Origin of the sequence: Streptomyces ferrugineus (assembly GCF_015160855.1) — a bacterium.
Lineage (GTDB): Bacteria > Actinomycetota > Actinomycetes > Streptomycetales > Streptomycetaceae > Streptomyces > Streptomyces ferrugineus.
Genome location: NZ_CP063373.1, coordinates 928,753 through 949,037, shown reverse-complemented (window position 1 = coordinate 949,037; position 20,285 = coordinate 928,753). Strand labels below are relative to the sequence as shown.

General features: G+C 71.1%; 16 protein-coding genes. 6 read left to right on the top strand and 10 right to left on the bottom strand.

Going from position 1 to position 20,285, the window contains the following annotated elements:
• Nucleotides 1-3: 3 nt before the first annotated feature.
• The 3 genes from IM697_RS04555 to IM697_RS04545 all read right to left on the bottom strand — a co-directional run bounded on the left by IM697_RS04555 (nt 4) and on the right by IM697_RS04545 (nt 4,147).
• Entirely contained in the window at nt 4-564 is a 561-nt protein-coding gene (locus IM697_RS04555) for a hypothetical protein (RefSeq protein ID WP_194044970.1), read from the bottom strand.
• A 77-nt stretch (nt 565-641) separates the two neighbouring features.
• The gene (locus IM697_RS04550; RefSeq protein ID WP_194044968.1) at nt 642-3,251 is read right to left on the bottom strand and encodes a bifunctional FO biosynthesis protein CofGH; all 2,610 of its coding nucleotides are present in this window, start codon (nt 3,249-3,251) and stop codon (nt 642-644) included.
• A 47-nt stretch (nt 3,252-3,298) separates the two neighbouring features.
• On the bottom strand, nt 3,299-4,147 hold the full coding sequence (locus IM697_RS04545) for an LLM class F420-dependent oxidoreductase (RefSeq protein ID WP_194044966.1): 849 nt from the start codon (nt 4,145-4,147) through the stop codon (nt 3,299-3,301).
• A gap of 166 nt (nt 4,148-4,313) precedes the next feature.
• Here IM697_RS04545 and IM697_RS04540 point away from each other — a divergent pair, with 166 nt between their 5' ends.
• On the top strand, nt 4,314-5,840 hold the full coding sequence (locus IM697_RS04540) for a CehA/McbA family metallohydrolase (protein WP_194044964.1): 1,527 nt from the start codon (nt 4,314-4,316) through the stop codon (nt 5,838-5,840).
• Nucleotides 5,841-5,846: 6 nt separating this feature from the next.
• Here the strand turns inward: IM697_RS04540 and IM697_RS04535 are convergent, their stop codons facing one another.
• On the bottom strand, nt 5,847-6,677 hold the full coding sequence (locus IM697_RS04535; protein ID WP_194044962.1) for an endonuclease/exonuclease/phosphatase family protein: 831 nt from the start codon (nt 6,675-6,677) through the stop codon (nt 5,847-5,849).
• A 76-nt stretch (nt 6,678-6,753) separates the two neighbouring features.
• Between IM697_RS04535 and IM697_RS04530 the strand changes: the two genes are divergently transcribed.
• Nucleotides 6,754-7,149 carry a nitroreductase/quinone reductase family protein gene (locus tag IM697_RS04530; protein ID WP_194044960.1) on the top strand — a complete coding sequence of 132 codons (396 nt, stop codon included), beginning with the start codon at nt 6,754-6,756 and terminating at the stop codon, nt 7,147-7,149.
• A 233-nt stretch (nt 7,150-7,382) separates the two neighbouring features.
• Here the strand turns inward: IM697_RS04530 and IM697_RS04525 are convergent, their stop codons facing one another.
• From IM697_RS04525 to IM697_RS04510, 4 genes are all read right to left on the bottom strand, one after another.
• Nucleotides 7,383-8,849, bottom strand: coding sequence for an aldehyde dehydrogenase family protein (locus IM697_RS04525; RefSeq protein ID WP_194044950.1), 1,467 nt, complete (start codon nt 8,847-8,849; stop codon nt 7,383-7,385).
• Nucleotides 8,846-10,576 (bottom strand): N-acyl-D-amino-acid deacylase family protein, encoded by a 1,731-nt coding sequence (locus tag IM697_RS04520; RefSeq protein ID WP_194044948.1) that lies wholly within the window; start codon nt 10,574-10,576, stop codon nt 8,846-8,848. The genes IM697_RS04525 and IM697_RS04520 overlap by 4 nt, the downstream gene beginning before the upstream one ends.
• 15 nt (nt 10,577-10,591) lie before the next feature.
• Nucleotides 10,592-11,680, bottom strand: a complete 1,089-nt coding sequence (locus IM697_RS04515; RefSeq protein WP_228044499.1) for an LLM class flavin-dependent oxidoreductase — start codon at nt 11,678-11,680, stop codon at nt 10,592-10,594.
• A 144-nt stretch (nt 11,681-11,824) separates the two neighbouring features.
• Nucleotides 11,825-12,595, bottom strand: coding sequence for an SDR family NAD(P)-dependent oxidoreductase (locus IM697_RS04510; protein ID WP_194044944.1), 771 nt, complete (start codon nt 12,593-12,595; stop codon nt 11,825-11,827).
• A gap of 167 nt (nt 12,596-12,762) precedes the next feature.
• Here IM697_RS04510 and IM697_RS04505 point away from each other — a divergent pair, with 167 nt between their 5' ends.
• Nucleotides 12,763-13,506, top strand: coding sequence for a hypothetical protein (locus IM697_RS04505; RefSeq protein WP_194044942.1), 744 nt, complete (start codon nt 12,763-12,765; stop codon nt 13,504-13,506).
• A 27-nt stretch (nt 13,507-13,533) separates the two neighbouring features.
• On the top strand, nt 13,534-14,316 hold the full coding sequence (locus IM697_RS04500) for a hypothetical protein (RefSeq protein ID WP_194044940.1): 783 nt from the start codon (nt 13,534-13,536) through the stop codon (nt 14,314-14,316).
• 16 nt (nt 14,317-14,332) lie between these two features.
• On the opposite strand, the gene IM697_RS04495 is transcribed toward IM697_RS04500, so the two are convergent.
• Nucleotides 14,333-14,965, bottom strand: a complete 633-nt coding sequence (locus IM697_RS04495; protein ID WP_194044938.1) for a response regulator transcription factor — start codon at nt 14,963-14,965, stop codon at nt 14,333-14,335.
• Nucleotides 14,966-15,075: 110 nt separating this feature from the next.
• Nucleotides 15,076-16,026: a TIGR03619 family F420-dependent LLM class oxidoreductase gene (locus tag IM697_RS04490; RefSeq protein ID WP_194044936.1), complete on the bottom strand. Its 951-nt coding sequence runs from the start codon at nt 16,024-16,026 to the stop codon at nt 15,076-15,078.
• 277 nt (nt 16,027-16,303) lie between these two features.
• Between IM697_RS04490 and IM697_RS04485 the strand changes: the two genes are divergently transcribed.
• Nucleotides 16,304-19,147, top strand: coding sequence for a bifunctional glycosyltransferase/CDP-glycerol:glycerophosphate glycerophosphotransferase (locus IM697_RS04485; RefSeq protein WP_194044934.1), 2,844 nt, complete (start codon nt 16,304-16,306; stop codon nt 19,145-19,147).
• Between the two features lie 29 nt (nt 19,148-19,176).
• The gene (locus tag IM697_RS04480; protein WP_194049585.1) at nt 19,177-20,265 is read left to right on the top strand and encodes a glycosyltransferase; all 1,089 of its coding nucleotides are present in this window, start codon (nt 19,177-19,179) and stop codon (nt 20,263-20,265) included.
• Nucleotides 20,266-20,285: the final 20 nt, after the last annotated feature.

The window sequence follows — 20,285 nt, the reverse complement described above, 5'->3', positions numbered from 1 at the left end:
CTGCTACCTGACCACGGTCACCGCCGTGCCCGTCTCCCCGAACGTCCACAGCGCCGCACCGTCCGCCGCGCGCGTGCGGATCCCGCCGGTCTCCTTGCCCTCGGCGGGCGGGGGCGAGGAGCCGTCCACGGCGTTGGAGAAGGCGATGGAGATGCCGGACTTGGCGGCGAAGTAGAGGATGTTCTCGATCTGCACGCCGTCCGAGCCGGTGGTGGCCATGTTGCGCGACGAGACCGTGTAGGCGCCGGGGTCGGGGCTCACGGTGCCGGGCCAGACGGTGAAGGTGCGGCGGGCGGTGTCGCTCGCGTCGACCAGCCAGACCCGCTTCTGGGAGAGGGAGTACACGATCCGGCGTCCCGAGCCGGAGTCGTCCGGTACGGCGGCGGGCACGGCGGACTTCGTCGGGGCGGGGCTCGCGCCGGGCGACGCCGACGCGCTCGGGCGGGCCGCCGCGGCCGTCGGGTGCGGGCCCTTGTCGGCCTGCACGGCGAGGGCGGCGACGGCGGCTATCGCGCCCACCGTCAGACCGGTCACCCAGACCTTGGGAGCAGGCACGGCACGCATCTCCTCAGCTGCACAAGCTACGGAACCCCTCCAGCGGGGGTCGGATCATCGTACCGACCCCCGCGAGGCGGTCCTCCTCAGTCCAGCACCGGCAGCAGCTCCGGCAGATGCCCGTCCGAGGCCGTCGCCGCCCGCTGCCGCTCCCGCGGCACCTCGCCGTACAGCGTGGTGCGCGGCTTCGCCGGGCGCCCCGCCGCCTCGGCCACGGCCACCAGGTCACGCACCGACTTGTAGGAGCCGTACGACGAGCCCGCCATCCGCGAGATCGTCTCCTCCATCAGCGTGCCGCCCAGGTCGTTGGCACCGGAGCGGAGCATCTCGGCCGCGCCCTCGGTGCCCAGCTTCACCCAGCTGGTCTGGATGTTCGGGATCCAGGGATGGAGCAGGAGGCGGGCCATCGCCGTCACCGCGCGGTTGTCGCGGGTCGTCGGGCCGGGGCGGGCGATGCCGGCCAGGTACACCGGGGCGTTGGTGTGGATGAACGGCAGGGTCACGAACTCCGTGAAGCCGCCGGTGCGCTGCTGGATGCCGGCCAGGGTGCGCAGGTGGCCGAGCCAGTGGCGGGGCTGGTCGACATGGCCGTACATCATCGTCGACGAGGAACGGATGCCGAGTTCGTGCGCGGTCGTGATCACCTCGATCCAGGTCGCCGTCGGCAGCTTGCCCTTGGTCAGGATCCAGCGGACCTCGTCGTCGAGGATCTCGGCGGCGGTGCCGGGGACGGAGTCCAGGCCCGCCTCCTTCGCCGCCGTCAGCCACTCCCGGATGGACATGCCGGTGCGCGTCGCGCCGTTGACGACCTCCATCGGCGAGAAGGCGTGCACATGCATGCCGGGGACACGGGACTTGACCGCCTTCGCGATGTCGAAGTACGCCGTGCCGGGCAGGTCCGGGTGGATGCCGCCCTGCATGCAGACCTCGACCGCGCCCACGTCCCAGGCCTGCTGGGCGCGGTCGGCGACCTGGTCCAGGGAGAGGGTGTAGGCGTCGGCGTCCGTCCTGCGCTGGGCGAAGGCGCAGAAGCGGCAGCCCGTGTAGCAGACGTTGGTGAAGTTGATGTTGCGGGTGACGATGTAGGTGACGTCGTCGCCGACCGCCGACTTGCGGACGTCGTCCGCGACCCGGCACAGCGCGTCCAGCGCCTGGCCGTCCGCGTGCAGCAGCGCCAGCGCCTCGGCGTCGGTCAGCCGGGTCGGGTCGTCGGCGGCGACCCGCAGCGCCTGGCGGACGTCGGTGTCGATGCGCTCCGGCGCCATCCCGGGCGCTGCGGCCTCGCGCAGGGCGCCCCAGTCGCCGTACACCTCGTCGAAGTCGTCGCGGCGGTCGGACGTACGGCCCTCGGTGTCGATGGTGGTGTGCAGATCCGTACGGCCGGAGGCGACGAAGGCCTCCTCGGGCTCCTGCCACGGGTGGCCCTCGACCACGGCGTCCGGGCGTGCCAGGCCCGTCTCCGGGTCGGCCAGCGCCTTCACGTGGGGGCGCAGCCGAGGGTCCAGCCAGGGCTCGCCGCGCCGCACGAACTCCGGGTAGACGCAGAGCCGTTCACGCAGCTCGAAGCCGGCCGCCGCCGAGCGCTCGGTCAGCTCCTCGATCTGCGGCCAGGGGCGTTCGGGGTTGACGTGGTCGATGGTCAGCGGGGAGACGCCGCCCCAGTCGTCGATGCCGGCGCCGATCAGCCGCTCGTACTCGGAGTCGACGAGGTTGGGCGGGGCCTGCAGACAGGCTGACGGCCCCATGATGTGCCGGGCGACGGCCACCGCGGCGACCAGCTCGTCCAGTTCCGCGTCCGGCATGCCGCGCATCGCGGTGTCCGGCTTGGCGCGGAAGTTCTGGATGATCAGTTCCTGGATGCCGTGGTAGGCCCGGGAGATCTTCCGGAGCGCGAAGAGGGACTCGGCGCGCTCCTCGTACGTCTCGCCGATCCCGAGCAGGATCCCGGAGGTGAAGGGCACGGAGGAACGGCCCGCGTCCTCCAGCACCCGCAGCCGGACGGCGGGTTCCTTGTCGGGGGAGCCGTGGTGCGGGCCGCCGGGCTCGGACCACAGGCGGGTCGCGGTGGTCTCCAGCATCATGCCCATCGACGGGGCGACGGGCTTGAGCCGCTGGAAGTCGGTCCAGGTCATGACGCCCGGGTTGAGGTGGGGCAGCAGACCCGTCTCCTCCAGGATCCGGACGGAGATGGCGCGGACGTAGGCGATGGTGTCGTCGTAGCCGTGCGCGTCGAGCCACTCCCGCGCCTCCGGCCACCGGTCCTCCGGCTTGTCGCCGAGAGTGATGAGGGCTTCCTTGCAGCCGAGGGCCGCGCCCTTGCGGGCGATGTCGAGGACCTCGTCCGGCGACATGAACATCCCGTGCCCGGCGCGGCGCAGCTTGCCGGGGACGGTGACGAAGGTGCAGTAGTGGCACTTGTCCCGGCACAGCCGGGTGAGGGGGATGAAGACGCTCTTCGAGTAGGTGATGACGCCGGGCCGGCCGGCGGCCTCGAGGCCCGCGTCGCGCACCCGGGCGGCGGACGCGGCGAGGTCGTCGAGTGCCTCGCCGCGGGCCTGGAGCAGCACGGCCGCCTCGGAGACGTCGAGCGCGACGCCATCCCGGGCGCGTTTGAGGGCGCGACGCATGGAGTTCTCGGTCGGGCCGGAGGTGGGGCCAGGGGTCGAGCCGGTTCCGGAGGTCGCGGAATTCGTCATCCTTCGAGCATACGAGCGGGGTGATCGGACACTCACACGTACCGCACTCACACGTACCGCGCGTACTCGTCCAGCACCCCCAGCACCTCCGCCTCCCCCGCCGGAGGCAGTTGCACGACGACCTCCTCGATCCCCAACTCCGCGTAGTGCGCGAGCTTGCCGGGTGTGGGGAACACGGCGTACGGCACCACCTGAAGGGCGTTCGGGTCGCGCCCGGCGTCGGTCCAGACGGCCCGCAGCCGGGGGAGACTTTCGGACAGCCCGCGTCCGCCGATCGGCATCCACCCGTCCGCGTACTCGCTGATGTGCGCGAACAGTTTCGGCCCGGCGGCTCCCCCGATGAGCGTGCGCGGGCCGTTGACCTTCGGCCCGCGCGGCTTCTGCACCGGCTTGGGATGGGCGTGGCTGGCCCGTACCGCCCCGAACTCGCCCTCGTAGGCGGTGGGTTCCTCCGCCCACAGGGCCCGCATCAGGGCCATCCGGTCCCGGACCAGCTCCCGCCGCGTGCGCCAGTCCACCCCGTGGTCGGCGGCCTCCTCGACGTTCCAGCCGAAGCCGAGCCCGAGGGTGAACCGCCCGCCGGACAGATGGTCCAGGGTCGCGATCTGCTTGGCCAGGTCGATCGGGTCGTGCTGGGCGACCAGGGTGATGCCGGTGCCGAGGCCGAGCCGTTCGGTCACGGCGGCGGCCTGGCCGAGGGCGACGAAGGGGTCGAGGGTGCGGCCGTACTCGGGCGGCAGATCGCCGCCGGCCGGGTACGGGGTGGTCCGCTCGACGGGGATGTGGGTGTGCTCGGGCAGATACAGCCCGGCGAAGGAGCGCTGCTCCAGTTCGCGGGCGAGCCGGGTCGGCGTGATCGTCTCGTCGGTGAGGAAGATCGTGGCGGAGAGGCGCATGACGGCATCTGTACCGCGCGGACGCCGCAATGTCGATACCGACCGGTCGGAACAGTCGGACCGGGCTCCGCGTCGACCGGTGATTGGCTGCCGATTCCCTTCCCTTGCCCGGCAGTTCACGGCTGAATACGAGAGTTGTACGCACCCCCACACAGGGAGCAGCAGCATGTGCGAGGACCACCACGCCGGCCTGGGCAGACGCGCCCTGTTCGTGACGGGCGCCGCGGCCGCGCTTACGTTGGGAAGCGTGACCTTCGCGAGAGGGGCGGACGACATGCAGCACAGCGAGACCCGTACCGTACGCGGGACTCTTCCGCCCGGTTCGCCCGACTTCGTCTACGTACCCGTTGAAATCCCCGACGGGGTCAGGGAGATCAAGGTCTCCTACACCTACGACCGCCCGTCCGTCCCGGCGGGAACCCAGGGCAACGCCCTCGACATCGGCATGTTCGACGAGCGCGGCACCGAGCTCGGCGGCAAGGGCTTCCGGGGCTGGTCGGGCGGCGCGCGCACGGAGTTCTTCATCCGCGCGGACGAGGCGACGCCGGGCTATCTGCCCGGCCCGGTGCGCGAGGGCACCTGGCACATCGCCCTCGGCCCCTACACGGTGGCCCCGCAGGGCCTCGACTACGAGCTCACGATCACGCTGACGTACGGCGAACCGGGTGAGGCCGCCCGGCCGACGTACCCGCCGCAGCGGGCCAAGGGCCGGGGCCGGGCCTGGTACCGGGGCGACTGCCATCTGCACTCCTGGTACTCCGACGGCCGCCGCACCCCGGCGGAGATCGCGGCCCTCGCCCGCGAGGCCGGCCTCGACTTCATCAACAGCTCCGAGCACAACACGCACTCGGCGCACGCGCACTGGGCCGACGTCGCGGGCGACGACCTGCTGGTGATGCTGGGCGAGGAGGTCACGACGCGCAACGGCCATGTGGTGGCCCTCGGCACCGAGCCGGGGACGTTCATCGACTGGCGCTACCGGGCGCGCGACAACCGCTTCGGCCGGTTCGCCCGCCAGATCCGGCGCTCCGGCGGCCTCGTGGTGCCCGCCCACCCGCACGCCACCTGTGTCGGCTGCAACTGGAAGTTCGGCTTCGGCGAGGCGGACGCGGTCGAGGTGTGGAACGGCCCGTGGACCCCGGACGACGAGATGGCGCTGGCCGACTGGGACAGCATGCTGGTCGCCTCGGTGCGCGAGAACGGCCGCGGCTGGATCCCGGCGATGGGCAACAGCGACGCCCACCGCAGCCCCGACCCGGTCGGCTCCCCCCAGACGGTGGTGCTCGCCGACGACCTCACCCGCGAGGCGATCCAGGAGGGCATCAAGGCGGGCCGCTCCTACGTCGCCGAGTCCAAGAACGTCTCCCTCACCTTCACGGCGACCGGCGGCCGGGGCCGGCGGGCGGGCATCGGCGAGCGGCTGGACGTGGACAGGGACACCCCGGTGACGGTCCGCCTGGAGGCGTCGGGCGCCCCGCGCTGCACGGTCCGCTTCGTCACGGACCAGGGCGTCCTGCTCACCAGCGCGCCGCTGCCGGTGTCGGGCTCCGGGGTCGTGGAGTGGCGTACGACGCCTTCGTACGCCGCGTATGTACGGGCCGAGCTGCGGCACGAGGCGGCGGTGGGCCCGCTGCCGGGCGCGCTCGCGGCCTTCACCAACCCGATCTTCCTGGGCCGCTCGCCGCACTCCTAGCGGTCATCATCCGGTGCCGGCGGTGTCCGCGAGTTCGGCGACCACCGCGGCGTGGTCGGAGGGCCATACGCCGTCCACGGGGCCGTCGCCCGCGCGCCGTACGGCCCGCACATGGCCCAGACCACCCGGTCCGGGCGGCCCGACGTGGATGTAGTCGATCCGTGCGCTCGGGCTGAAACCGGCCGCGACGTGCGGGTTCACCGCGTCCCAGGTCGCCCACGGGGCGGCCGGGTCGGCGTACTCCCAGGCGTCGAAGAAGACCTGGCCGGGGACGGGCGGCGCGGTGCGGCAGCCGCCGAAGAGGCGGATCTCGTCGGAGTCCGGCCAGGCGTTGAAGTCGCCGGTGACGACCGCCGGGAAGGGCGAGTCGCCCCGGTTCTCGGCCACGAACTCGGCGAGCGCGGTGACCTGACGGCAGCGTACGGCCGAGGCGTGCGGGGCAGAGGTGAGGTGGGTGGTGAAGAAGGGGATGTCGTACGACGGGGTGGCCAGGCGGGTGTACAGGGCGAGGCGGCCGTCGTCCACGTCGGAGGGCGCGGGCAGCCGCAGCGTGCGCTGGGCGGTGACCGGCCAACGGCTCAGCACGGCGTTGCCGATGTCGACCGCGGGATCGCCGATACGGCGGCGCCAGCGCTCGGGGGCCGGTGAGGGCGCCCAGGCCCAGTGCATGCCCAGCTCACCGGCCAGCCACCGCGCCTGGTTCTCCCCGTCCGCGGCCCACACCTCCTGCAGGCCCACGACATCGGGGCGCAGTTCGCGCAGCGCGGCGAGGAGGGCCTTCTGCCGGTCCTCCCAGGGGCCGAAGCGCCACCACACGTTCCAGGTCACGACCCGCATCGGCAGCCACCCGCTCTCGTCATGCCGCGTCGGTGACCATTGAAGCAACATCGCAGAAGACAGGAGACCCACCGGCATGTCCCGCCTCGCCGAACTCAGGTTCCGCGCCGCCACCGGCTTCCAGCGCCACATCGGCAATCCGGTGCTGCGCCGGCTCCCCCTCCAGACGGTCCTGGAGACCACGGGCCGCGTCTCCGGTCTGCCCCGGCAGACACCCGTGGGCGGCCGCCGGGTCGGCGACTCCTTCTGGCTGGTCTCGGAGTTCGGCGACAAGTCGCAGTACGTGCGCAACATCAAGGCCGATCCACGGGTGCGGGTCCGGTTGAAGGGACGCTGGCACACCGGCACGGCTCACCTGCTGCCGGACGACGACCCGGTGGCGCGCCTGCGCCGCCTTCCCCGCCTCAACAGCACGGCCGTCCGCGCCCTCGGCACCAACCTGCTGACGGTCCGGGTGGACCTCACCGACTGACCCACACGAAAACCGGCCAACCGGCCCCGCCCAAACACCCACCGCCCGCCCGCCCGCACAGCACCCGCACCGGCCTCTCGGCCTCAGTGCCGGGGTCGGGCCGGGAACCACCAGGCCCAGGGCCACCGCCCGGGGCGGTTCGAAGTGGTACCACGGGCGCCCGGCCGTCGCCGTGTCGTCCGCCCAGACCACGCCGCCCCGGCGACAGCCACCGCCCGGTCAACCCCCGCAGCTCACCCCGGCCACACGATCGACTGCACCTCGCTGTACGCGTGCAGCGCGTACGATCCGACGTCCCGGCCCACCCCGCTCTTCTTGAACCCCCCGAACGGCGCCTCCATGTTGCGCCCGACGGTGTTGATCCCGACGCCGCCCGCCCGCAGCCGCCGTGCGACGCGGAAGGCGCGGGCGACGTCCCCGGACCAGACGTAGTCGATCAGGCCGTAGTCCGTGTCGTTGGCCAGGGCGATGCCCTCGTCCTCCTCGTCGAAGGGGATCACGCAGACGACCGGGCCGAAGATCTCCTCGCGGGCGACCGTCATGTCGTTGGTGCAGTCCGCGAGGAGGGTCGGCGCGACGTAGAAGCCCCGCTCGTACGGCGGCCGTTCACCCCCGGCCACCACCACGGCGCCCTCCTTGCGGCCCGTCTCCACATACGACTCCACCCGCTCCCGGTGCTCCGCCGAGATCACCGGCCCGACGACGGTGGACGCCGCACGCGGATCCCCGACCGGCAACCGACCGGCGTACCCGGCCAGTTGCTCGACCAGTCGGCCGTACACGCCCCGCTGGGCCAGCACCCGGGTCGGCGCGGTGCAGATCTGCCCGCTGTAGAAGGAGAACGTCGTGCCGATCCCGGCCACCGCCGACCCGATGTCCGCGTCGTCGAGGACGACCGCCGCGCCCTTCCCGCCGAGCTCCATCAACTGGCGTCTCATGTCCCGCCCGCACACCTCGGCGATCCGCTGTCCGACCGCCGTGGAGCCGGTGAAGCTCACCATGTCGACGTCCGGAGACGACACGGCCGCCTCGCCGACCTCCACCGACCGCCCGGAGACCACATTCACGACCCCCGCCGGCGCCCCCGCCGCCTCCAATGCCTCCGCCATCCGGTAGACGGACAGCGGATCCTGCGGGGCGGGCTTCACGACGACCGTGTTGCCCATGGCCAGGGCGGGGGCGATCTTGCCCGCCGGGTTGGCCCACGGGTTGTTGTACGAGGTGACGCAGGTGACGACGCCGACCGGCTGACGGACGGCGAGCGCGCCCATCACGCCGGCCTTCCCCATCGGCCCGGCCTCGTTGATCTGCGGCGGGATCGCCCACTCGGCGGGCTCCACGCGCGCGTACCGCCGGAACCGGGCCGCCCCGACCCCGACCTGCATGCCCCGGGCCGTCCCCGTGGTCGCGCCGGTCTCGGCCTGGGCCAGCTCGGCATACGGCACGAAGCGCTCGCCGATGATCTCCGCCGTGCGCGCGAGCACCGCCGCCCGCTCCTGAGGCGTCGTACGCGACCACGGCCCGAAGGCCTCGCGGGCCGCGGCACAGGCCGCGTGCACCTGATCCCGCGAGGCCTCCGGCGCCCACCCGACGGTCTCCTCGGTCGCCGGATCGATCACGGCGTAGTACCCGCCGTCCGGCTCCACCCACGAGCCCCCGACGAACAGCCGCTGCCGCTCCACGCCACCCTTGGCGCTCACCTCGTGGCCACCGTCCTGGTGTCCCGCCCCGAGCGCAGCACCCGCCCCGGCACCGCCCCGCTCACCACGTCGTCCCGGATCGCCTCGACCCCGTTGACCCAGACCGCCCGTACCCCGATCGCCCTGGAGTCCAGCCGCGGACTGTCACCCGGCAGGTCGTGCACCAGGGTGGCCGTGCCGGCGTCGATCCGCTCCGGGTCGAAGAGCACCAGGTCCGCATGGAACCCCTCCTCGATCCGGCCGCGGTCCCTGAGCCCGAACAGCCGGGCCGGATCGTCCGTCAGCATCTTCACCGCCTGCTCCAGGCTCGCCAGCTTCCGCCCGCGCAGACAGTCCCCGAGGAACCGGGTGGTGTACGGCGCCCCGCACATCCGGTCCAGGTGCGCCCCGGCGTCGGAACCGCCGAGCAGCACGTCCTCGTGCTGCCAGGCCTCGGCCCGCATCGCCCAGGACTCCGGGTCGTTGTCGGTGGGCATGGGCCACAGCACGGTACGCAGATCGTCGTTGGCGCAGATCTCGACCAGGCAGTGGAAGGGTTCCAGGCCCCGCTCCCGCGCGACGTCCGCCACCACCCGTCCGCTCAGTCCGCGGTTCGCCTCGCTGTAGGTGTCGCCGATGACGTACCGCGCGAAGTTCGTCAACCGCCGCAGGACGCCGGCCTCCTTCGACACCGACTGCCGCAGCATCTCGGCCCGCACATCGGGGTCGCGCAGCTTCGCGATCCGCTCCGGCACGGGCAGTGCGAGGATCGGGCCCCAGCCGGGGATGAGGTTGAGCGCGCAGAACGTACCCAGCGACATGTTCATCGGCGTGAGGATCGGCATGGTCAGCGCCACCACCCGGCCGCCTTCCTTGCGCGCCCGCTCACTGGCCAGCAACTGCCTGGGCACCCGCTCGGGAACCGCCGAGTCGATGGTCAGCACGTTCCAGTTGAGCGGCCGCCCGGCGACCGCGCTCATCTCGACGAACAGCTCGATCTCGGCATCACTGAACTGATCCATGCACCCGGCGACGATCGCCTCGATCTGCGTCCCCTCGTGCTCGCCGACGGCCTTGGACAGCGCGAGCAGCTCCGCGGGCCGCGCGTGCCGGGAGGCCACCGGCTGCCCGTCGCCGTCGGAGTGGGTCGAGGACTGGGTGGTGGACAGGCCCCAGGCGCCGGCGTCCATGGCGTCGTGGAACAGCCGCAGCATCTCGGCGAGTTGCTCCTCGCTCGGCTGCCCCCCGACGGCGTCCGCCCCCATGACGTACCGCCGCAGCGCGCAGTGCCCCACCATGAACCCGGCGTTGACCGCGATGCGCCCTTCGAGCGCGTCCAGGTACTCCCCGAACGAACTCCAGCTCCAGGGCGCCCCCTCCTCCAGGGCCACCAGCGACATGCCCTCGACCTTGGACATCATCCGGCGTGTGTAGTCGGCGTCCTCGGGCCGGGCGGGGTTCAGGGGCGCCAGCGTGAACCCGCAGTTGCCGGCCGCGACGGTGGTGACGCCGTGGTTGAGGGAGGGGGTCGCGTACGGGTCCCAGAAGAGCTGGGCGTCGTAGTGGGTGTGGGGGTCGACGAACCCGGGGGCGAGGACGAGCCCGGCGGCGTCCTCACTGGTGCGGGCCTCTTCGGTGACGATGCCGACGACGGCGATACGGCCGTCGCGGATGCCGACGTCGGCGGTGTAGGCGGGTGCGCCCGTCCCGTCCACGACGGTCGCGCCCTTGATGAGGTGGTCGAGCATGGTGACGGGCCCCCTTTACGCGGACTGACGGAACCTCGTGGTCCTGTGCACGGGGTCCGTATCGATCTTCGGGATCACGTGTTCACCGATCAGCCGGATGGTCTGCAGCGTCTCCTCCTTGGGCACCCCCACCGGCAGCCCGAAGCTGAGCTGGTCCGCCCCGGCCTGCTCCCACCGCTTGCACTGTGTGAGCACCTCGTCCGGATCCCCGCAGATCAGCAGCTCCTCCTCGATCAGCAGCTCCACGAACTCCGGCGTGTACTCCGGCAGCGTCTCCGGCCACACTGGGAACCCCTCGGGCCGGGGGAAGGTGTCGTGGTACCGGAAGACGAGCGAGGGCAGATAGTGCAGGCCCCCGTTCACCGCGATCTCGATCGCCTCCGCGTGGGTGGGCGCGCAGATCGCCGTCGTCGTCACCATCACGTTGTCGTTGACGAAGTCCCCCACCGGCTCCGCGTCCACGACCGCCGTCTTGTACTGCTCCAGCACCCACTCCATGTCGGCGACCTTCTGCACGCTGAAGCCCAGCACCCCGAGCCCCTTCTTCGCCGCCATGGCGTACGACGCCGGCGACCCGGCCGCGTACCACATCGCGGGGTGGGACTTGCCGTACGGCTTCGGCAGCACCTTGCGCGGCGGCAGCGACCAGTGCTTGCCCTGGAAGCCGGCGTACTCGTCCTGGAGCCACATCTTGGGGAACTCGGCGATCGTCTCCTCCCAGATCTCCTTGGTGTAGTTCATATCGGTCACGCCCGGTATGAACCCGAGGATCTCGTGCGACCCGGCCCCTCGTCCGCTGCCGAACTCGAAGCGGTTCTCGCTGAGATGGTCGAGCATCGCCACCTTCTCGGCGACCTTCACCGGGTGGTTGACCTGGGCGAGCGGGTTGAAGATCCCCGACCCGAGATGGATCCGCTGCGTCGCGTGCGCCAGGTACCCGAGGAACACGTCGTTGGCGGAGAGATGCGAGTACTCCTCCAGGAAGTGGTGCTCGGAAGCCCACGCGTACTTGAAGCCGGACCGGTCCGCCTGGATGACGTACTCGGTCTCCTCCATCAGCGCCTTGTGCTCGGCGAGCGGGTCGGTCTCGGCGCGCTTGCCCACGTATCCCTGTACAAAGAGCCCGAATTCCAAGGAGGTTCACCGTCCCCGGTCCAGAAGTGCCGCTGGATTGTTTCTGACACACCGTCAGTTTCGATGGGCCGACTGTCGCACCCGCCGCAGACAGGGTCAATAGCTGATGGCCAGTCAGATGACGCTGACGCCCGCGAGCCAGCCCCCGTCGATCACGAACGGCTGCCCGGTGATGTACGAGGAGTCCTGAGACGTCAGGAACAGCGCCAGCCGGGCCACCTCCTGCGGCTTGCCGATCCGACCCAGCGGCACGAGCTTGCGGTACAGCCCGTCCAGGGCCCGGCCCACCTCCTCCGCGTCCGCGCCCGGGTCGAGCTGCGCCGGGTTGGACATCGCGGTGTCGATCGCGCCGGGGCACATCGCGTTGACCCGGATGCCCCGCGGCGACAGCTCCAGCGCGGCAACCCGGGTGAGGCCGACGATGGCGTGCTTGGTGGCGGCGTAGGACCCGACGGCCGCCATGCCGGTCACTCCGGTGTAGGAGGCGGTGTTGACGATCGTGCCGCCGTCGGCCATCTCGGGCGCCACGGTCTTCACGCCGAGGAAGCAGCCGACCTGGTTCACCCGCACGACCTGCATGAACTCATCGAGAGGGGTGTCGAGGAGGGCGTTGAAGCGCAGGATGCCGGCGTTGTTGACGAGTCCGTCGACATGGCCGTACGCCTTCTTGGCGGCCGTGACCGCGGCACGCCAGTCGGCCTCCTCGCCGACGTCGAGATGGACGTAGAGGCAGCCCAGCTCCTCGGCGAGCCGCTCCCCCTGGTCGTCGAGCACGTCCGCGACGACGACTCTCGCGCCCTCCGCGGCGAAGAGCCGCGCCTCCTGCTCGCCCTGTCCGCGCGCCGCCCCGGTGACGATGACGACTCGTCCGTCCAGCTTGCCCATTGCGGTCCCCTTCACCCGGTGGACACGGTGGACTCCGCATCGTAGCGCCATACCTGACGAAGCGTCAGATGCAAGCCCTGACCGTTGCTGAGGCGAATCTCACGTAACCCGCAGGTAGGGATGTTTGACCCTGTCGGCGTTCGTCAAGGGAACCCAAAATCCTCGCCATGTCCAAGCGGAGACTGAAGAACAAGAAGATCAGGATCGTGGCGGTCGGCTCTGCGCTGGCGACCGGCGGCGCGATCGTGGCGTTGCTGCCGTCGGCGAACGCCGCCGACGACGGGAAGACCCCCGAGCAGATCATGACGATGTGCCAACGGGCGAAGGTGCTCAACGGAAAACAGCAGTCCATTTTCGACTTCGGCGGCCATCCGATCGCCGGGCCGAGTTTCGCGTCCGACAACTGTGATTTCGTCGAGACGAAGTTCGAGACCTTCGACGGGCCGACCGAAAAGGCCTCCATCGACTTCCCGAACTGCGAACCGAACGCCACCGACCCGGCGAAGGTGTCGGTCACCTGGTCGGCGACGGTGGGTCAGGGGCAGGGCAAGTACACGGTCACCCAACAGGGCGGCGGCGGTGGGCTCTTCGGGGCGCTGACCGGATCCTGGGTCAAGCACAAGGGCACCCTCGACATGACCATCGAGTCGGCGACCGCCGGTGACACGGAACAGCGGGAAGTGCCGGTCGGCAAGGTCCTCCACATGGAGTTCACGCCGAAGATGCAGCGCATGACCGGCGAATGGCGGGTGCGGATCGACGCCCGTGAGGCGACGACCGTCACCAACGCCACGCCGGAGCAGAACTTCGTGGCCCCGGACGTCGTCGAGGGCCCCGTCATCCTGCCGGGCGCGGCCGGCGCCCCCGGTGTCGCGGACGGCACCTCCAAGGCCGTCCTGACCGACTGCTGACCCGTAACACCCCCCACAGGAGAAGTCATGACCCGCACCAGAAGCCACCGCAGCAAGAAGAAGCGCATCACCCTCGCCCTGGCCCCGCTGGCGGCCGTCGCGGTGGCCGTACCGCTGATGAACCCGGCGGGTGCCGCCACCCCCTCCGAAGTGGCCGCCGACTGCTCGGCGGACTCCGAGAAGCTGGAGAACTGCGAGTTCGTGGACGTCCAGTTCAAGCGGGACAACCTCGGGCCCAATCAGCGGGTCTCGGCGGTGACCGACAACTGCGGATCGACGGCCACCGCCTCGAAGAGCTTCAGTGTGAGCGCGTCCGTCACCAGGATCATCCAGCTCGAGGACGGATTCACCGCGGAGGCCGGAACCAAGCTCGGCAATTCCGTGTTCGAGATCGGCGTGAAGTTCAGCACGTCGGACATCAACATCACGCGTGACGACAAGACGACCACCCTGGAGTTCAGCAGGACGGACACGGTCCAGGCGGACAGCATCGCGTTCTTCATGTGGTCCGCGAAACGCACCGACGTCAGCGGATTCCTGCGGGCCACGTACAAGGAGGCGCAGGACGGCCAGAAGGTGTTCTTCGCCCCGAGCGAGGGCGCCACGAGCATGCACGTCTTCTATCCGCAGATCCTGAAGAACGGCACCCCCGACGGGCGGCTGTGGCTGCGCAACGTGAAGTGCGGAACGCCGGAGGCGGCCGGGCTGCAGAATTCCACCCGCGCCCTGCGCTCGGAACCCGGGTTCGGTGAGGCGGGCGAGAACGTCACCGACGTCGAGATACCGCTGACGGAGATTCCGGCGCCGTAGACACCCGCACACATTCTCAGATGCGAAGCACGGGCGCGGCTCCCAGCCACCGCAGGACCGCGTCCGTGCTGCCGCGGGCGTCGAGCTTGGCGTAGATGTTGCTGAGGTTGTTGCGGACCGTCTTCTCGCTCAGCCGTAATCGCAGCCCGATCTCCTGCGCCCCGAGCCCGGTCGACAGCAGCTCCATGATCTGCCGCTCCCGCGGTGAGAGCAGGCCGCGCAGCCGCTCCGCCGCCGCGTTCGCCGTGGACTCCCGCCGGGCCCCCTCGCGCAGGGCCGCGCAGGCCGCCGGGGAGAGGTAGGTGTGGCCGATGGTCGCCCCGACGACGGCCGAGGAGAGCATGCAGGTGCAGTAGTCGTCCTCGACCAGATAGCCCGCTCCGCCGCGGAACACCTCCACGATGGTCTCCGTGTCCCGGTGCGGACCGACGACGATCACCGGAACAGCGCCGGCCCTCAGCTCCCGCAGGGCGTCCAAGGGTTCCGCGCAGTACAGGACGACGGCATCCACGTCCTCGGGGACGCGGAAGGGCGGGGCCAGACGCACCGCCCGGCCGACGTATCGGTCGTCCGGAGCCGGCCATCCAGGGTGCGGCCAGGCGCCCTCGGGGCAGGCGAGGGCGACGGAGAGTTTCCGGGAAGTGCGCACGTCATCGTGTCCTTCCGCCGAAGCCGTACATCCGTACGTGTCTGTACGTGTCCGTACGTTCGTACATACGGCGCTCGACGTGGACATGTTCAAGCTTTCAATGAACGCGGTCACCGCAGCAGCGGCGCGACCTCCTTGCCGAACTGCTCGATCTGCCCCACGAGTTCGTCCCGGCTACGGCTGCGGAACCGCACCTGGATCTGGTCCACCCCCATCGCCCGGTAGGCACGCAGGGACTCGGCGATCGCGTCCGGCGGCCCGCTGAGCGTCCGGCGCCCGACATCCCACCCCGGCACACCCACGTACAGCGGCTCGGCGATGGCGCCGACGGTGAACGGGCCCTCCTCGATGCCCGCCTCCTCCCTGAGCCGCCGTATCCGTGCGATCTGCGCGGGGAGCCGGTCCCGCGGGTCCCCCTGCGGCAGCCATCCGTCCCCCTTGAGCGCCGCCCTGCGCACGGCGGCCGGCGACGATCCCCCGACCCAGACGGGGACGTGCTCCTGGACGGGCCGCGGACGCTGCCCGAGTCCCTCGAAGTGGTGGAACCTGCCGTGGTGTTCGGGGAACTCCTCGGGCCCGAGAGCGGCTCGCAGCGCGTCGATCGACTCGTCCAGCACGGGCCCGCGCCGCTCGAAGTCGACCCCCAGCGCCTCGAACTCCTCCCGCACATGCCCGGCCCCGACCCCGAGGACCAGCCGCCCGCCGCTGAGGTGGTCGACGGTGGCGTACTGCTTCGCGGTCAGCAGCGGATGCCGCAGTCCCACCACCGCGACATGGCTGAGCAGCCGTACGCGCTCGGTGGCCGCCGCGAGGAAGGCGAGGGTGGCGACGGGGTCGTACCAGATCGTGCTCATCGCGGGCGCGAGGCGGCGCGGGATGGCGACGTGGTCGCAGCAGGCGACGTAGTCGAAGCCGGCCCGGTCGGCGGCGTGGGCGGCGGCGCGGAGGTCGTCGGGGCCGGCGGCGGCCTCCCAGGGTTCGGCGTAGATCGTGCTCTGGGACTGGACGGGAAGCTGAATACCGTAGGCGAGTCGTCGCCCATCCGGCGGCAGGGCGGGCATGGCGCCCCCTTCACTGGCGGTCCGGCGTATAGAGTGACGCGCACTACATGCTGATGTCTGACGGGTCGTCAGACAAGACCCGGGGCAGCGCCGGACGGGCCCGGGACAGTGACGGGCGTCTCACACTCCGTGCACAGCCGGCGCATCCGGGTCCGTGGAAGCAACCCGGCCGCCTCGTCGGACATCTACCCAAGTGGACCCTCTGGCGCACGATCGCCTTCATAGGGTGGAAGCAGTGATGAATGGGGTGAATGTGGACGGGGATCAGCGGCCCGCCATGTCCGATGTCGCCATGTCCGTCGTCGTGATCGTCTACAACGACGAGACCAGACTGCCCACGGCCGTGCGCTCGGTGCTGGAGCAGTCACTGCGCGGCGTCGAGGTCGTGATCGTCGACGACCACAGCACGGACGGGTCCTACGAGGCGGCCCGCCGGCTCGCCGACGAGCACCCCGGTCGCGTCCGCGCGTACCGGCTGCCCGAGAACAGCGGCGGCTGCGGCGCGCCCCGCAACCACGGCATCCGGCAGGCCCGCGGCGAGTACGTCCTCTTCCTCGACAGCGACGACGTCCTGGAGCGCGACGCCTGCCGCAACTTCCTGGAGGCGGCCGAGACCACCGGCGCCGACCTCGTCTCCGGCATGTGCGTCCGCGTCCACGTCGACTCGCGGCACCGCAAGGAGGTCAAGTGGTACCCGTGGCTGTACGCCCGCACCCGCACCCTCGACTCGATCGCCGAACTGCCTGACCTGCTGGTCTTCGACACCCTGTCGACCAACAAGTGCTACCGCCGGCGGTTCCTTCTCGACGCCGGCCTGGAGTTCCCCGTCGGCATCCACTACGAGGACCTGCTCTTCTCCGCCCGGGCCTATACGGCGGCCCGCCGCATCACGCTCATCCCGAACCGGGTCTACGACTGGAACGTGGTCCAGAAGGCCGACGCCAAGTCGATCAGCAACCGGCGGGCCGAGATCGCCAACTTCGCGCACCGCATGGAGATGCACCGCCGGGTCGACGCGCTGCTCGCCGACAAGAGCCTGCCGGAGCTGAAGTTCCGCAAGGACGTCAAGTTCCTCAAGCACGACCTGGTGCTGCACCTGCGCGACCTGCCCTTCCGGGACGCCGCCTACCGCCAGGAGTTCGCCGCCCTCGCCCGCGCCTATCTGACGTCGATCGACCCGGCCGCCTACGACGAGGTCGAGCCGATCCACGCGGTCTGCGCGTATCTGCTGCGGATGAGCGACTGGGACAACCTGCTGCCCGCCGTGGACACGCTCACCAACCGCGACAAGGTCTCGGCCCCGCTCGCCGAGCGCGACGGGCGGGTCTACTGGTGCGCCGAGCACATCGACGACGACCCCTTCGCCCGCCAGGTCCTGGACGTCACCGAGCTCGGCTACCACACCCGGCCGGTCGGAAAGCTGTTCCCGCGCAACGAACTCACGGAGTACCGGCAGGAGGGACAGGGCGGCGTCGTCCGGCTCGCCGGCCGGATCACCAACCCCCTCGGCGCCATCGCGCCCGGTGCCCGGCTCACCGCCGAGCTGGAGTTCTACGCCCGCCGCCAGGGACTGCGCTTCCAGACCTTCCGCTTCCCGGTGGCGACGGTGCGGCACGAGGGCCCGTACGTGTCCTGGGCGGCCTCGGCGGACCTGGCGAAGGGCCTGCGCCCGCTCGGCATCGTGGACGCCGTCTGGGACGTACGGCTCCACCTGCACGTCGACGGCGAGCGCACGACGACCCGCCTGACCGCCACCCGGCCGGGCCTCGCGACCGGCGAGGTGCCGGTGCGCCCGCGCCTGACCCGGCTGGTCGCCGACCGTGTCGAGCCGGAGATCTCCGCCCGCGGCCACCTCGCCTTCCGGCTCGTCCCCGGCAAGAAGGCCAACGACCTCGTCGTGCGCGGCCTGCGGGGCACCCCCGGCCGGCTCGCCAAGGCCGGCTACCGCAAGGCGAAGGCACTGCGCAAACGAGCCACCTCCGGGGAGACCAAGCTCCGCGTCTACCACGACGTCTACCTGCGCATGCCGGTACGCAAGCGACTGGTGGTCTTCGAGAGCCATCTGGGCCGGCAGTACAGCGACAGCCCCCGGGCGATCTACGAGGAGATGCGCCGCCAGGGCCTCGACTTCGAGGCGGTGTGGTCGTACACCGGCCGCCCGCAGGGCTTCCCCGCCGACGCCACGCTGGTGCGCCGCTGGTCGCTGCCCTACCTCAAGGCCCTGGCCCGCGCCGAGTTCTGGATCGACAACCAGAGCTACCCGCTGAAGCTGACCAAGCGCCCCGGCACCACCTACATCCAGACCTGGCACGGCTCCGCGCTCAAGCGGATGGGCTTCGACGAGGCCGGCTGGAAGCTCAAGTCCCGCGCCGAGCAGGCCGAACAGCAGCGCACCCTGGACCGCTTCGACCACTTCCTGATCCGCTCGGAGCACGACGTGCGCACCCTCGCCAAGGCCTTCCGGCTGCGCGAGAAGACGCTGCTGCGGGTGGGCTACCCGCGCAACGACGCGCTCGTGCGGGCGCGGAGGGCGACCGAACGGCCGCCGCTGGCGACCGAGTTGGGCATCCCGGCCGGGAAGAAGGTGCTGCTGTACGCCCCCACCTTCCGCCAGCAGGGCGGGCGCCGTTTCGCGCTGCCCTTCGACGTGGAGCGCTTCGCGGAGGAGTTCGGCGACGAGTACGTCCTCCTGGTCCGCGCCCACTACCTCAACCACGTGGTGCTGCCGCCGTCCGTACGGGGCCGCGTCATCGACGTCTCCGACCACCACGACGTGACCCCGCTGCTGGCCCTCGCCGACGCCCTGATCACGGACTACTCGTCGGTGATGTTCGACTACGCCCTGCTGGACCGGCCGATGCTGTTCTTCCCGCACGACTACGAGGAGTACGTGCACGAAGGCCGCGGCACCTACTTCGACCTGCTGGAACGGGCACCCGGCCCGGTCGTCCGCACCGCGGACGAACTGCACTCCACGCTGCGGGAGTCCTCGCTGGAGGAGCAGAGCGTCAAGTACGCGTCCGCGCGGGAGCGGTTCGTGGCCGACTTCGGCGAGTACGACGAGGGCACGGCCGCGCAGCGCATCGTCGAGGAGTTCTTCACCGACTGGAGGAAGGCGTAGTGGAGGCAGGCGCAGTGGCGCAGGACACGATGGGGCGGGACGTCTTCCTGGTCTCCAACAGCGTGGACGAACTGGGCGGGGTGACCAGCTGGTCCCACCAGCTGGCCCGGCTCCTCACCGAGCGCGGCCACCGCGTCCACGTCATCGGCATCACCACCCCCGAGGACCCGCACGACCTCGGCGAACTCCCCTACCCCACGACCCGGCTGTACGCCGGCCAGCCGCCGGCCCCCGGCCGGGCGCGGGACGCGAGCATGCGGGAGAAGGCCACCGTACTGACCGGCCTCTTCCGCGCCGCGCGCCCCGGCGGCGTCGTCATCGTGACCCAGGTGTGGGCGATGGAGTGGGTGAACGTCGCCGACACCGGCGGGCTGACCGTCATCGGCATGAGCCACGAGTCCTTCGAGACCTCGAAGCGCTCCTCGCGCTTCCGGCGGGTCCTCAAGCACTACCGGAACGTCGACCGCATGCTCGCCCTCACCCGCGAGGACGCCGACCTGTGGATCGGCGCGGGCCTCAACAACGCTTCGTTCATGCCGAACGCCGTGCCCTGGCTGCCGGACGAGCCCTCGCCGCGCACCGAGAGGGCCGTCATCAGCATCGGCCGGCTCAGCGACGAGAAGGGCGTCGACATGCTCCTCGACACCTGGGCGGAGGTGGCACCCCGCCACCCCGACTGGGTCCTGCGGATCTACGGCTCCGGCGAGGACGAGGAGATCCTGCGCAAGCACTGCACCGCCCTGGGCCTCGACGACTCCGTGCAGTGGAAGGGCCGCACCGGCGATGTGCGGGGCGCGTTGCGGGGCGGCTCGGTGTTCGCGCTGTCCTCCCGGGGCGAGGGCTTCCCGCTCGCCCTCATGGAGGCCATGGCCATGGGCGTCCCCTGCACCGCCTTCGACTGCGCCCCCGGCGTCCACGAGATCATCCAGGACGGCGAGGACGGCCTCCTCGCCAGGCCCGGCAACACCGGCGAACTCGCCCGCAAGCTCGACCTGTTGATGTCGGACCCCGAGCTGCGGGACCGGATGGGCGAGGCGGCGAGGCGGAACATCCGCAGGTACGGGGCGGAGGAGATCGCGGGGCGGTGGGAGGCGCTGTTCGGCTTCCTGGAGAGGTAGGGCCTCAGCAGTGGGGCCCT

Bases quoted from the DNA above. Each gene is read 5' to 3' on its own strand.
- IM697_RS04530 (WP_194044960.1), top strand. From the start codon at position 6,754: ATGTCCCGCCTCGCCGAACTCAGGTTCCGCGCCGCCACCGGCTTCCAG.
- IM697_RS04510 (WP_194044944.1), bottom strand. From the start codon at position 12,595: ATGGGCAAGCTGGACGGACGAGTCGTCATCGTCACCGGGGCGGCGCGC.
- IM697_RS04505 (WP_194044942.1), top strand. From the start codon at position 12,763: ATGTCCAAGCGGAGACTGAAGAACAAGAAGATCAGGATCGTGGCGGTC.
- IM697_RS04535 (WP_194044962.1), bottom strand. From the start codon at position 6,677: ATGCGGGTCGTGACCTGGAACGTGTGGTGGCGCTTCGGCCCCTGGGAG.
- IM697_RS04520 (WP_194044948.1), bottom strand. From the start codon at position 10,576: ATGCTCGACCACCTCATCAAGGGCGCGACCGTCGTGGACGGGACGGGC.
- IM697_RS04555 (WP_194044970.1), bottom strand. From the start codon at position 564: ATGCGTGCCGTGCCTGCTCCCAAGGTCTGGGTGACCGGTCTGACGGTG.
- IM697_RS04550 (WP_194044968.1), bottom strand. From the start codon at position 3,251: ATGACGAATTCCGCGACCTCCGGAACCGGCTCGACCCCTGGCCCCACC.
- IM697_RS04485 (WP_194044934.1), top strand. From the start codon at position 16,304: ATGTCCGATGTCGCCATGTCCGTCGTCGTGATCGTCTACAACGACGAG.
- IM697_RS04540 (WP_194044964.1), top strand. From the start codon at position 4,314: ATGTGCGAGGACCACCACGCCGGCCTGGGCAGACGCGCCCTGTTCGTG.
- IM697_RS04490 (WP_194044936.1), bottom strand. From the start codon at position 16,026: ATGCCCGCCCTGCCGCCGGATGGGCGACGACTCGCCTACGGTATTCAG.
- IM697_RS04480 (WP_194049585.1), top strand. From the start codon at position 19,177: ATGGGGCGGGACGTCTTCCTGGTCTCCAACAGCGTGGACGAACTGGGC.
- IM697_RS04500 (WP_194044940.1), top strand. From the start codon at position 13,534: ATGACCCGCACCAGAAGCCACCGCAGCAAGAAGAAGCGCATCACCCTC.
- IM697_RS04545 (WP_194044966.1), bottom strand. From the start codon at position 4,147: ATGCGCCTCTCCGCCACGATCTTCCTCACCGACGAGACGATCACGCCG.